Source organism: Arthrobacter sp. UYP4, assembly GCF_057291175.1.
The window spans coordinates 1,402,192-1,416,253 of record NZ_JBXAVU010000001.1 but is presented as its reverse complement, the minus strand read 5'-3'; the positions used below and the strand labels follow the sequence as shown (position 1 = coordinate 1,416,253).

8 protein-coding genes are annotated in these 14,062 nt (G+C 64.8%); all 8 read left to right on the top strand.

The genetic code is table 11. The features are described from left to right. The first annotated feature begins 201 nt into the window (after positions 1-201). Positions 202-3,711: a DNA-directed RNA polymerase subunit beta gene (gene rpoB, locus AC0Z9V_RS06600; protein ID WP_485141055.1), complete on the top strand. Its 3,510-nt coding sequence runs from the start codon at positions 202-204 to the stop codon at positions 3,709-3,711. 175 nt (positions 3,712-3,886) lie between these two features. Next, a complete protein-coding gene (locus AC0Z9V_RS06595; protein WP_485141054.1) occupies positions 3,887-7,780 on the top strand; it encodes a DNA-directed RNA polymerase subunit beta' in 3,894 nt (1,297 codons plus the stop codon). Between the two features lie 364 nt (positions 7,781-8,144). Further along, positions 8,145-8,519: a 30S ribosomal protein S12 gene (gene rpsL / locus AC0Z9V_RS06590; protein WP_043440593.1), complete on the top strand. Its 375-nt coding sequence runs from the start codon at positions 8,145-8,147 to the stop codon at positions 8,517-8,519. 1 nt (position 8,520) lies between these two features. Continuing rightward, entirely contained in the window at positions 8,521-8,991 is a 471-nt protein-coding gene (gene rpsG / locus AC0Z9V_RS06585; RefSeq protein ID WP_043440595.1) for a 30S ribosomal protein S7, read from the top strand. Between the two features lie 87 nt (positions 8,992-9,078). Continuing rightward, positions 9,079-11,193 carry an elongation factor G gene (gene fusA / locus AC0Z9V_RS06580; RefSeq protein ID WP_133082407.1) on the top strand — a complete coding sequence of 705 codons (2,115 nt, stop codon included), beginning with the start codon at positions 9,079-9,081 and terminating at the stop codon, positions 11,191-11,193. 205 nt (positions 11,194-11,398) lie between these two features. Then, positions 11,399-12,589: an elongation factor Tu gene (gene tuf / locus AC0Z9V_RS06575; RefSeq protein ID WP_104118804.1), complete on the top strand. Its 1,191-nt coding sequence runs from the start codon at positions 11,399-11,401 to the stop codon at positions 12,587-12,589. A 488-nt stretch (positions 12,590-13,077) separates the two neighbouring features. Then, positions 13,078-13,386, top strand: coding sequence for a 30S ribosomal protein S10 (gene rpsJ, locus AC0Z9V_RS06570; RefSeq protein WP_026531952.1), 309 nt, complete (start codon positions 13,078-13,080; stop codon positions 13,384-13,386). A 16-nt stretch (positions 13,387-13,402) separates the two neighbouring features. Continuing rightward, on the top strand, positions 13,403-14,059 hold the full coding sequence (gene rplC, locus AC0Z9V_RS06565; RefSeq protein ID WP_133082408.1) for a 50S ribosomal protein L3: 657 nt from the start codon (positions 13,403-13,405) through the stop codon (positions 14,057-14,059). The last annotated feature ends 3 nt before the right edge of the window (positions 14,060-14,062 follow it).

Sequence of the window (14,062 nt, the reverse complement as noted above, 5' to 3'; positions counted from 1 at the left end):
ACGTAGTTCTTTGCGTCTTCCCTCTAAACCTCAGCCTTCATATAGCGGTGGGCTTTGCTCTGCTCTCGTCGTTTAACCTGGCCACATGGTGGGGTTCACGCGGGCGGACTCTGGTGAGCACTGAGATCCCCGCAGCATACTGCGGTGGCGGTGCTGAGGCGAAAGCGCTGACAAGCCTGACGGTCTGTGGAAGGATCCCTCTTGGTCGCCCCGAGCACCTCTAATAATGCAACCGCTACCAGCCAGGTCGACGCCGACGGCGCCGCACCCCGGCTCTCATTCGCAAAGATTCACGAACCGCTTGAAGTTCCCAATCTTCTCGCCCTCCAGACGGACAGCTTCGACTGGCTCGTCGGCAACGAGCGCTGGAAGGCCCGCGTTGAGGAAGCGCTGGAACAGGGACTGCAGGGTCTGGCCACCACCTCCGGGCTGGCCGACATCTTCGAAGAGATCTCCCCGATCGAGGACTTCCAGGGCACCATGTCCCTGAGCTTCTCCGAGCCGGAGTTCGCCGACCCCAAGTACACGATGGCCGAGTGCAAGGATCGCGACGCGACCTACTCCGCCCCGCTGTACGTCAAGGCCGAGTTCATGAACAACAACACGGGCGAGATCAAGCAGCAGACCGTGTTCATGGGTGACTTCCCCCTCATGACCGACAAGGGCACCTTCGTCATCAACGGCACCGAGCGCGTCGTCGTGTCGCAGCTCGTCCGTTCGCCGGGTGCCTACTTCGAGCGCACCGCCGACAAGACCAGCGACAAGGACATCTTCAGCGCGAAGATCATCCCGTCGCGCGGTGCCTGGTTCGAGCTCGAGATCGACAAGCGCGACCAGGTCGGCGTCCGGCTCGACCGCAAGCGCAAGCAGTCCGTCACCGTGCTCCTCAAGGCGCTCGGCTGGACCGAGGGCCAGATCCTCGAGGAGTTCGGCCAGTACGACTCCATCCGCGCCACCATGGAGAAGGACGCGACGGAGACCCGCGAGGACGCCCTCCTCGACATCTACCGCAAGCTCCGTCCGGGCGAGCCCCCCACGGTCGAGGCTGCCCAGACCCTCCTGGACAACCTGTACTTCAACCCGAAGCGCTACGACCTGGCCAAGGTCGGCCGGTACAAGATCAACCGCAAGCTCGGGATCGACAAGGACCTCACCGACTCCGACGCCTCGGTGCTCAACATCGACGACATCGTCGCGATGATCAAGTTCCTGGTCGCCCTGCACGCCGGTGACAAGACCCTCGGCGGCAAGCGCGACGGCGAGGACGTGGAGCTCCGCGTCGAGGTCGACGACATCGACCACTTCGGCAACCGCCGCATCCGCGCCGTGGGCGAGCTCATCGAGAACCAGGTCCGCACCGGCCTGTCCCGCATGGAGCGCGTCGTCCGCGAGCGGATGACCACCCAGGACGTCGAGGCCATCACGCCGCAGACCCTGATCAACATCCGCCCCGTCGTCGCCGCGATCAAGGAGTTCTTCGGAACCTCCCAGCTGTCGCAGTTCATGGACCAGAACAACCCGCTCGCCGGCCTGACGCACAAGCGTCGCCTGTCCGCGCTGGGCCCGGGTGGCCTGTCCCGTGACCGCGCAGGCATGGAAGTCCGAGACGTCCACCCCTCGCACTACGGCCGCATGTGCCCCATCGAGACCCCTGAAGGCCCGAACATCGGCCTCATCGGTTCGCTCGCCTCGTACGGCCGCATCAACGCGTTCGGCTTCATCGAGACCCCGTACCGCAAGGTCGTCGACGGCATCGTCACCGACCAGATCGACTACCTGACCGCCGACGACGAGGTGGAGCGCCTCATCGCCCAGGCGAACGCGCCCCTCGACGCGAACAGCACGTTCACCGAGGACATGGTCCTCGTGCGGACGCGTGGTGGTTCCGGTGAGCCCGTGCTCGTCGAGCCCGCCGAGGTCGAGTACATGGACGTCTCCCCGCGCCAGATGGTATCCGTCGCGACCGCGATGATCCCGTTCCTGGAGCACGACGACGCCAACCGCGCCCTCATGGGTGCGAACATGCAGCGCCAGGCCGTGCCCCTGCTCCGTTCCGAGCGTCCCCTCGTGGGCACCGGCATGGAGAAGAACGCAGCCGTCGACGCCGGTGACGCCGTCACCGCGACGAAGGCGGGCGTGGTCAAGGAGGTGTCCGCCGACCTGGTCGGCGTCCTCAACGACGACGGCACGGAGACGAACTACCCGATCATGAAGTTCGCCCGCTCGAACCAGGGCAACGCGTACAACCAGCGCGTCCTGGTCTCCGAGGGCGACCGCGTCGAGTACAACACGATCATCGCCGACGGTCCCTCCACGGACCAGGGCGAGCTCGCGCTCGGCAAGAACATGCTCGTGGCGTTCATGTCCTGGGAAGGCCACAACTTCGAGGACGCGATCATCCTGTCGCAGCGCATCGTCTCCGACGATGTCCTGACGTCGATCCACATCGAGGAGCACGAGGTCGATGCCCGCGACACCAAGCTCGGTGCCGAGGAGATCACCCGCGACATCCCGAACGTCTCCGAGGAGGTCCTCGGCGCGCTCGACGAGCGCGGCATCATCCACATCGGTGCCGAGGTCGAAGCCGGCGACATCCTCGTCGGCCGTGTCACCCCCAAGGGTGAGACCGAGCTGACCCCCGAGGAGCGCCTGCTGCGCGCCATCTTCGGCGAGAAGAGCCGCGAAGTCCGCGACACCTCGCTGAAGGTCCCCCACGGCGAGTCCGGCACGGTCATCGGTGTTCGCATCTTCGACCGCGACAACGACGACGAGCTGCCCCCGGGCGTCAACCAGCTGGTGCGCGTCTACGTGGCACAGAAGCGCAAGATCACGGACGGCGACAAGCTCGCGGGCCGCCACGGCAACAAGGGCGTCATCTCCAAGATCCTCCCGATCGAGGACATGCCGTTCCTCGAGGACGGCACCCCCGTCGACATCGTCCTGAACCCGCTCGGTGTTCCCGGACGCATGAACGTCGGCCAGGTGCTCGAGATCCACCTCGGCTGGGCAGCCAAGCAGGGCTGGAAGATCGAGGGCGAGCCCGAGTGGCTCAAGAACCTCCCGAACCTCCCCCGGGAGATCTCCTCGACCACCGTCGCAACCCCTGTGTTCGACGGCGCCACCGAGGACGAGATCGTCGGCCTGCTCGGTTCCACGAACGTCACCCGCGACGGGGAGCGCCTCATCGGCGAGTCCGGCAAGGCGCGTCTGTTCGACGGTCGCTCCGGCGAACCGTTCCCGGATCCGATCTCCGTCGGCTACATGTACATCCTGAAGCTCCACCACCTGGTGGACGACAAGATCCACGCGCGCTCCACCGGCCCGTACTCGATGATCACGCAGCAGCCGCTGGGTGGTAAGGCGCAGTTCGGCGGACAGCGCTTCGGTGAGATGGAAGTGTGGGCCCTCGAGGCCTACGGTGCGGCCTACACGCTGCAGGAACTCCTGACCATCAAGTCGGACGACATCCACGGACGCGTCAAGGTGTACGAGGCCATCGTCAAGGGCGAGAACATCCCCGAGCCGGGTGTTCCCGAGTCCTTCAAGGTCCTCATCAAGGAAATGCAGTCGCTCTGCCTGAACGTGGAAGTCCTCTCCACCGACGGCACCACGATCGAGATGCGTGACTCGGATGAAGAAGTCTTCCGGGCCGCGGAGGAACTGGGCATCGACCTCTCACGGGCCGAGCCGAGTTCTGTCGAGGAAGTCTAGGTTTCACCCCGTCGAACCGGTGTTCGAACGCGGCCAACGAAATTTCCGGCGGCCGCGGACGGCCTTGAAATATTGAAGGCCGCTTCCTCGAACACCGGTCCGGCGCAGGGCCTGGACCCCCGCCGCACCCATAAGACTTCAAGAATTTAGAGAACAAAGAGAGAACAGGGACCCTATGTCCAGCGAATCCTCCTTCGGCCTCATGCGAATCGGCCTTGCCACCGCGGACGAAATCCGCGGCTGGTCTTACGGCGAGGTCAAGAAGCCGGAAACCATCAACTACCGCACCCTCAAGCCCGAGAAGGACGGCCTCTTCTGCGAGAAGATCTTCGGCCCTTCCCGTGACTGGGAGTGCTACTGCGGCAAGTACAAGCGCGTGCGCTTCAAGGGCATCATCTGCGAGCGCTGCGGCGTCGAGGTCACCCGTGCCAAGGTGCGCCGCGAGCGCATGGGCCACATCGAGCTCGCCGCTCCCGTGACGCACATCTGGTACTTCAAGGGCGTTCCCTCGCGCCTGGGTTACCTCCTCGACCTGGCACCGAAGGACCTCGAGAAGGTCATCTACTTCGCCGCCTACATGATCACCTCGGTCGACGAGGAGAACCGCCACGCCGAACTGCCGAACCTCCAGGCCGAGCACGACCTCGAGAAGAAGCAGATGACGGACCAGCGCGACGCCGACATCGCCGCGATCGCCAAGGACCTCGAGGACGAGCTCGCCCGTCTCGAGGGTGAAGGCGCCAAGGCTGCCGACAAGAAGAAGGCCCGCGACTCGGCCGACCGCCAGATGGCGAACGTCCGCAAGCGCGCCGACGCCGACATCGAGCGCCTCGTCCAGGTGTGGGACCGCTTCAAGAGCCTCAAGGTCGCAGATCTCGAGGGCGACGAAGGACTCTACCGCGAGCTGCGCGACCGCTACGGACTGTACTTCGAGGGCTCCATGGGCGCCGAGGCGATCAAGAAGCGCCTCGAGAACTTCGACATGCCGGCCGAGGCCGAGCTGCTGCGCGACATCATCCAGAACGGCAAGGGCCAGCGCAAGACGCGTGCCCTGAAGCGCCTCAAGGTGGTCAATGCGTTCCTGACGACGACCAACAGCCCGCTGGGCATGGTCCTCGACGCCGTGCCGGTGATCCCGCCGGAACTGCGCCCCATGGTCCAGCTCGACGGCGGCCGTTTCGCGACGTCCGACCTCAACGACCTGTACCGCCGCGTCATCAACCGCAACAACCGCCTGAAGCGACTGCTCGACCTCGGTGCACCCGAGATCATCGTGAACAACGAGAAGCGCATGCTGCAGGAAGCGGTCGACTCCCTGTTCGACAACGGCCGCCGTGGCCGTCCCGTCACCGGACCGGGCAACCGTCCCCTGAAGTCCCTCTCGGACATGCTCAAGGGCAAGCAGGGTCGCTTCCGCCAGAACCTCCTCGGCAAGCGCGTCGACTACTCGGGCCGTTCGGTCATCGTCGTCGGCCCGCAGCTGAAGCTGCACCAGTGCGGTCTGCCCAAGCAGATGGCCCTGGAGCTCTTCAAGCCGTTCGTGATGAAGCGCCTGGTGGACCTCAACCACGCGCAGAACATCAAGAGCGCCAAGCGCATGGTCGAGCGTTACCGCCCCCAGGTGTGGGACGTCCTCGAAGAGATCATCACCGAGCACCCCGTGCTGCTGAACCGTGCACCCACCCTGCACCGGCTCGGCATCCAGGCGTTCGAGCCGCAGCTGGTCGAAGGCAAGGCCCTCCAGCTGCACCCGCTGGTCTGTGGTGCGTTCAACGCGGACTTCGACGGCGACCAGATGGCGGTCCACCTGCCGCTGAGCCCCGAGGCCCAGGCCGAGGCGCGCATCCTGATGCTCTCCTCGAACAACATCCTGAAGCCGTCCGACGGCCGTCCGGTCACCCTGCCCTCGCAGGACATGATCATCGGTCTGCACCACCTCACCACCAAGCGTGAGGGGAGTGCCGGCGAAGGCCGCGTCTTCACCAGCCCGTCCGAGGCCATCATGGCCCACGACTCCGGTGAGCTGCACCTGAACTCGGTCGTCCGGATCCGCGTCCCCAACTTCGTACCCAGCGCCGACATCGCTGCGCCCGAGGGCTGGGAGCCCGGTACCCCTGCACTGATCGAGACCTCCCTCGGACAGGTCCTGTTCAACGACACCCTCCCCGAGGACTACCCCTGGGTGGAGAAGGTCGCCGACAAGGGCCAGCTCTCGACGATCGTCAACGATCTCGCGGAGCGCTACCCGAAGGTCGTCACGGCCGCCACGCTGGACAACCTGAAGGACGCCGGTTTCTACTGGGCCACCCGCTCGGGCGTCACCGTCGCCATCTCGGACATCTCCGCGCCGATCAACAAGGCCGGCATCATGGAGGGCTACGAGACGCAGGCCGCCAAGGTCCAGTCGCAGTTCGACAAGGGCCTCATCGCCGACGAGGAGCGCCGCCAGGAGCTCATCGACATCTGGAACAAGGCGACCAACGAGGTCGCCGCGTCCATGCGCGCCGCGATGCCGAAGGACAACACCATCAACCGCATGGTGTCCTCCGGTGCCCGTGGTAACTGGCTGCAGGTCCGCCAGATCGCCGGTATCCGTGGCCTCGTGGCCAACCCCAAGGGTGAGATCATCCCTCGTCCGATCAAGTCCTCGTACCGCGAGGGCCTGTCGGTCCTGGAGTACTTCATCGCGACGCACGGTGCCCGTAAGGGCCTCGCCGACACCGCCCTGCGTACGGCCAACTCGGGTTACCTGACCCGACGCCTGGTCGACGTCTCGCAGGACGTCATCGTCCGCGAGGACGACTGCGGCACCGAGCGCGGCCTGAAGGTCACGATCGCCGTACCGAACGCCGACGGCGAGCTGGTGCTGCACGAGGAGGTCGAGAACTCGGCATACGCCCGTACGCTGGCCACCGACGTCGTCGACTCCAAGGGCGAGGTGCTCGCTGCCGCGGGCTCCGACGTCGGAGACGTGCTCATCGGTGAACTGTTCGAGGCCGGTATCTCGGACATCAAGGTGCGCTCCGTGCTCACCTGCGAGTCCAGTGTCGGAACGTGTGCGCTCTGCTACGGCCGGTCGCTCGCGACCGGCAAGACCGTGGACATCGGAGAGGCCGTCGGCATCATCGCCGCGCAGTCGATCGGTGAGCCCGGCACGCAGCTGACCATGCGTACCTTCCACACCGGCGGTGTGGCCTCCGCGGAGGACATCACCCAGGGTCTGCCCCGTATCCAGGAGCTCTTCGAGGCGCGTACACCCAAGGGTGTCGCCCCGATCTCCGAGGTCGCAGGGCGCGTCACCATCGAGGATGCCGAGAAGCAGCTTCGCCTGGTGGTCACCCCCGACGACAGCTCCGAGGAGATCGCGTACCCGGTCCTGCGCCGTGCGCGCCTGCTGGTCGCCGACGGCGAGCACGTCGAGGTCGGGCAGCAGCTCGTCTTCGGCGCGGTCGACCCGAAGCAGATCCTGCGCATCCTCGGCCCCCGCAAGGCCCAGGAGTTCCTGGTCGACGAGGTGCAGCGCGTGTACCGCAGCCAGGGTGTGGGCATCCACGACAAGCACGTGGAGGTCATCGTCCGCCAGATGCTGCGTCGCGTCACCGTGATCGAGTCCGGCGAGTCGGACCTGCTCCCCGGTGAGCTCGCCGAGCGTCGCCGCTTCGAGGACGAGAACCGCCGCGTGGTGTCCGAGGGCAAGAAGCCGGCCTCGGGCCGGCCCGAGCTCATGGGTATCACCAAGGCGTCGCTCGCCACCGAGTCGTGGCTGTCGGCCGCTTCCTTCCAGGAGACCACGCGTGTCCTCACGCAGGCCGCCATGGAAGGCAAGAGCGATCCGCTGCTCGGCCTCAAGGAGAACGTGATCATCGGCAAGCTCATCCCGGCCGGTACCGGTCTGGACCGCTACACGAAGGTCACGGTCGAGCCCACCGAGGAAGCCAAGGCGAACCTGTTCACCGGTCCGAGCGCGTTCAGCGACTTCGACTACGCCGGTGTCGAGGGCGGCCTGAGCCCCGAGTTCCACGCCATCCCGCTGGACGACTACGACATGGGCAACAGCGACTTCCGCTGATCCCGACTGTCGGCGGAAAGGCCCCGGACCTCCTGGTCCGGGGCCTTTCCCGTCCCCTCGTGGGGTCCCCACCATGCGGGGGAGCGGCCGGCGGGAGGGCCCTCCGCCGATCTCTGGTAGACTTGACAGCAATTGTTTGTGTGGCAGTGGATCGGCGTTGCGAAACGTATCTCCGTGTTGTACGTAAGTTGTACAGCGAATGCCACATTTTCGCACGCCTACAGTCGTTCTGCGGCAGTTCGTTGGTAGGCGAAGCGCCAAACGACTGATGATCCCGATCCCCGGACGGAGCGGCCCTGCGAAGGTGCCGCGACCGCGGATTCGGGCGACAGAGAACACTTCAGACATTACGGAGAACACGAAAGTGCCTACGATCAACCAGCTGGTCCGTAAGGGCCGGACACCTAAGGTCTCCAAGACCAAGGCGCCCGCACTGAAGGGCAGCCCCATGAAGCGCGGCGTCTGCACCCGCGTCTACACGACCACCCCCAAGAAGCCGAACTCGGCTCTCCGCAAGGTCGCCCGCGTGCGCCTCAACGGTGGCATCGAAGTCACCGCCTACATCCCCGGCGTAGGTCACAACCTTCAGGAACACTCCATCGTGCTCGTGCGCGGCGGTCGTGTGAAGGACCTCCCCGGTGTCCGCTACAAGATCGTCCGTGGCGCACTGGATACCCAGGGCGTGAAGAACCGCAAGCAGGCTCGCAGCCGCTACGGCGCAAAGATGGAGAAGAAGTAATATGCCACGTAAGGGCCCGGCCCCGAAGCGGCCGCTCGTTGTAGATCCCGTCTACGGTTCACCCCTGGTCACGCAGCTGATCAACAAGGTGCTCGTCGACGGCAAGAAGTCCACCGCAGAGCGCATCGTCTACGGTGCCCTCGAAGGTGCTCGCGCCAAGTCCGGCGGCGACCCCGTCGCAGCGCTCAAGAAGGCCATGGATAACGTGAAGCCGACCCTCGAGGTCCGCTCACGCCGTGTCGGTGGAGCCACCTACCAGGTCCCCGTCGAGGTCAAGCCCGGTCGTTCGACCGCCCTGGCCCTTCGCTGGCTCGTCGGCTACTCCAAGGCCCGTCGCGAGAAGACGATGACGGAGCGCCTCCAGAACGAGATCCTCGACGCTTCCAACGGTCTCGGTGCCGCAGTCAAGCGCCGCGAGGACACGCACAAGATGGCCGAGTCGAACAAGGCCTTCGCACACTACCGCTGGTAGCAGATCTGCCGGCCGGACCGTCACCCCACCAGGGCCGGCCCGGCCGGCGGTCCAGCAGAACTCCATTCTCGTCATAAGGGAGACACCGTGGCACAGGACGTGCTTACCGACCTCAACAAGGTCCGCAACATCGGCATCATGGCCCACATCGATGCCGGCAAGACCACTACTACCGAGCGCATCCTGTTCTACACGGGTGTCAACCACAAGATCGGCGAGACGCACGACGGCGCCTCCACCACCGACTGGATGGAACAGGAGAAGGAGCGCGGCATCACGATCACGTCCGCCGCCGTCACCTGCTTCTGGGAGAACAACCAGATCAACATCATCGACACCCCCGGGCACGTCGACTTCACCGTCGAGGTCGAGCGCTCACTGCGCGTCCTCGACGGCGCCGTCGCCGTGTTCGACGGCAAGGAGGGCGTCGAGCCCCAGTCGGAGACCGTCTGGCGTCAGGCCGACAAGTACGAGGTCCCCCGCATCTGCTTCGTCAACAAGATGGACAAGCTGGGCGCGGACTTCTACTTCACCGTCGACACCATCATCAGCCGCCTGGGCGCCAAGCCCCTCGTGCTGCAGCTCCCCATCGGTGCCGAGAACGACTTCATCGGCGTCGTCGACCTGCTCTACATGCGTGCCCTCGTGTGGCCCGGCGATGCCAAGGGTGACGTGACCATGGGTGCGAAGTACGAGATCCAGGAGATCCCGGCGGACCTCCAGGCGAAGGCCGAGGAGTACCGTGCGACGCTCGTCGAGACCGTCGCCGAGTCGTCCGACGAGCTCATGAACAAGTACCTCGAGGGTGAGGAGATCACCATCGAGGAGCTGAAGGCCGGCATCCGCAAGATGACGATCAACTCAGAGCTCTACCCGATCCTCTGCGGCTCCGCGTTCAAGAACCGCGGTGTGCAGCCGATGCTCGACGCCGTCATCGACTACCTGCCCTCGCCCCTCGACGTCCCCCCGATGATCGGCCACGATCCCCGGAACGAAGAGGTCGAGCTGACGCGCAAGCCCAGCACGGAGGAGCCCTTCTCCGCCCTCGCGTTCAAGGTCGCCACGCACCCCTTCTTCGGGCAGCTGACCTTCATCCGCGTGTACTCCGGCCAGATCTCGGCCGGCACGCAGGTGACGAACTCCACGAAGACCAAGAAGGAGCGCATCGGCAAGCTCTTCCAGATGCACGCCAACAAGGAGATTCCCGTCGAGGAAGCCCTTGCCGGCCACATCTATGCCGCGATCGGCCTGAAGGACACCACCACCGGTGACACCCTGTCCGACTCGGCGAACCAGATCGTCCTCGAGTCCATGAGCTTCCCGGAGCCCGTGATCTCGGTGGCCATCGAGCCGAAGACCAAGGGTGACCAGGAGAAGCTCTCCACCGCCATCCAGAAGCTCTCGGCCGAGGATCCCACCTTCCAGGTGTCCCTCAACGAGGACACCGGACAGACGATCATCGCCGGCATGGGCGAGCTCCACCTGGACATCCTGGTGGACCGTATGCGCCGCGAGTTCAAGGTCGAGGCGAACGTCGGCAAGCCCCAGGTGGCCTACCGCGAGACCATCAAGCGCGCCGTCGCCAAGCACGACTACACGCACAAGAAGCAGACCGGTGGTTCGGGCCAGTTCGCGAAGATCCAGATCGCGATCGAACCGCTGGACACCGCCGAGGGCGAGCTCTACTCGTTCGACAACAAGGTCACCGGTGGACGCGTGCCCCGCGAGTACATCCCGAGTGTCGATGCAGGCATCCAGGACGCGCTCAACGACGGCGTCCTCGCCGGCTACCCCGTGGTCGGCATCAAGGCGACGCTGCTCGACGGCGCGTACCACGACGTCGACTCCTCCGAGATGGCCTTCAAGATCGCCGGTCGCATGGCGTTCAAGGAAGCCGCCCGGATGGCTCAGCCCGTACTGCTCGAGCCGCTCATGGACGTCGAGGTCCGCACCCCTGAGGAATACATGGGTGAAGTCATCGGTGACCTGAACTCCCGCCGTGGCCAGATGCAGTCCATGGAGGATGCAAGCGGCGTCAAGGTCATCCGCGCCCACGTGCCCCTCTCGGGCATGTTCGGCTACATCGGTGACCTGCGGTCGAAGACCCAGGGTCGTGCCGTGTACTCGATGCAGTTCGACAGCTACTCGGAGGTCCCGAAGGCAGTGGCCGACGAGATCATCCAGAAGACGCGCGGCGAGTAGTACCCCTCCCGGAAACGGGACCACGGGGAGGAGGGCCGGCCTGTCCCAGGGCAGGCCGGCCCTCCTCCCCAGCTGCAGGACCAGTCGGACCGGCAGTGCAGAGCAATTTCATCAAAACCAAAAGCCCCCAGTAGACTTGCATGAGTTTCAGCTGCGAAAAGCGCGGCTGGGAAGCAGATCTTCTCAAACGTTCTAGGAGGAACCCGTGGCGAAGGCAAAGTTCGAGCGGACTAAGCCGCACGTTAACATCGGCACCATCGGTCACGTCGACCATGGAAAGACCACGTTGACGGCTGCCATTTCCAAGGTGCTGTACGACAAGTACCCCACCCTCAACGAGCAGCGTGACTTCGCGTCGATCGACTCGGCTCCCGAGGAGAAGCAGCGCGGCATCACGATCAACATCTCGCACGTCGAGTACCAGACCGAGAAGCGCCACTACGCACACGTAGACGCCCCCGGTCACGCCGACTACATCAAGAACATGATCACCGGTGCGGCCCAGATGGATGGTGCCATCCTCGTTGTCGCCGCCACCGACGGTCCCATGGCCCAGACCCGCGAGCACGTCCTGCTCGCCCGCCAGGTCGGTGTCCCCTACCTGCTGGTCGCCCTGAACAAGTCCGACATGGTCGACGACGAAGAGCTCCTCGACCTCGTGGAGATGGAAGTTCGCGAGCTGCTCAGCTCGCAGGGCTTCGACGGTGACGATGCTCCTGTCGTCCGCGTCTCCGGCCTCAAGGCCCTCGAAGGCGACCCCGAGTGGGTCAAGTCCGTCGAGGAACTGATGGAAGCTGTCGACAACAACGTGCCGGACCCCGTGCGCGACAAGGACAAGCCCTTCCTCATGCCCGTCGAGGACGTCTTCACGATCACCGGTCGTGGAACCGTCGTCACCGGCCGCGCCGAGCGCGGAACCCTCGCGATCAACTCCGAGGTCGAGATCGTCGGTATCCGTCCGGTCCAGAAGACCACGGTCACCGGTATCGAGATGTTCCACAAGCAGCTCGACGAGGCCTGGGCCGGCGAGAACTGTGGCCTGCTCCTCCGCGGCATCAAGCGCGAGGACGTAGAGCGCGGACAGGTCATCGTGAAGCCGGGTTCCATCACCCCTCACACCGACTTCGAGGCCAACGTCTACATCCTGGCCAAGGACGAGGGTGGGCGTCACAACCCGTTCTACTCGAACTACCGCCCGCAGTTCTACTTCCGCACCACGGACGTGACCGGCGTCATCACCCTCCCCGAGGGCACCGAGATGGTCATGCCCGGCGACAACACTGAGATGACCGTCGAGCTCATCCAGCCCATCGCCATGGAAGAGGGCCTCGGCTTCGCGATCCGCGAAGGCGGCCGCACCGTCGGTTCGGGACGTGTCACCAAGATCCTGAAGTAATTCGGTATCACCCAGCCACCGGGCTCTGACCGGTAGGCGACAGGAAGGCCCCCGCCGTATCCACGGCGGGGGCCTTCTTGTCGCCGGGGTGGGGGAGGGGCGTCCCAGTAGCGCAGATCACCCCTACCCCGCTGGGCCCCGGTTCGCAATCATCGCGGTAATCTGCCACACTGGATAAGTTGTTCAAGCGCCGGCGCGCGCGGTTCGAGACTTCTTCCCGGTCAGGATAATGCCTGATGCAGGGATCGAGTCCGCCGAGGCGCAGGGCCCAAATATAGTCCACCCCGTTCGGCTCGTCCGAAATCAGCGGACCGTGCGTGTCAGGAAGTGCGACACGCCCGAGCGCGGGGGTCGGAGCCCTGGCAGGGTGAGGAACCCGGATCTGTCCGGATTCAGTCTGCTCAGGAAGCGTCGCACAACGGACGCAGGAAATGTACGTACGTACCGGAACTGCCCAGGCAGTTATGTAGAGAGAGAGTCGAGACGCCATGGCGGGACAAAAAATCCGCATCCGGCTGAAGTCATATGACCACGAGGTCATCGATGTTTCAGCACGGAAGATCGTTGAGACGGTGACGCGCGCAGGCGCAACGGTAGTGGGCCCCGTGCCCCTGCCCACGGAGAAGAACGTTTTCGTTGTCATCCGGTCCCCGCACAAGTACAAGGACAGCCGTGAGCACTTCGAAATGCGTACTCACAAGCGTCTGATCGACATCATTGATCCCACGCCCAAGGCCGTCGATTCGCTGATGCGTCTCGACCTGCCTGCGGACGTGAACATCGAAATCAAGCTGTAAGGGAGAGCGGATACCTATGTCTACTTCACTTACGCGCCAGGTCAAGGGCCTGCTGGGCATCAAGCTCGGCATGACCCAGGTCTGGGACGAGAACAACATCCTCATCCCCGTGACCGTCGTCCAGGCGGACTCGAACGTCATCACGCAGCTCCTCAGCGAGGACAAGGACGGCTACACCGCTGTCCAGATCGGCTTCGGCCAGATCGATCCCCGCAAGGTCACCAAGCCGCTCGCCGGCCACTTCGACAAGGCAGGCGTCACGCCCCGCCGTCACGTGGTCGAACTGCGGACGTCCGACGCCGACACCTACTCGCTCGGCCAGGAACTCTCCGTCGAGATGTTCGAGGCCGGCCAGACCGTCGACGTCATCGGCACCACCAAGGGCAAGGGCTTCGCCGGTGTCATGAAGCGCCACGGGTTCCACGGTGTTGGAGCCTCACACGGTGCACACAAGAACCACCGCAAGCCCGGTTCCATCGGTGGAGCATCCACCCCCAGCCGCGTCTTCCGTGGAATGAAAATGGCAGGCCGCATGGGCGCCGTTCGTCAGACCACGCTGAACCTCCGGGTCCACGCCGTCGACGCCGAGAAGTCGCTGCTGCTGATCAAGGGTGCCGTCCCCGGCGCCCGCGGCCAGGTCGTCCTCGTACGCACCGCCGTGAAGGGAGCATAGCCA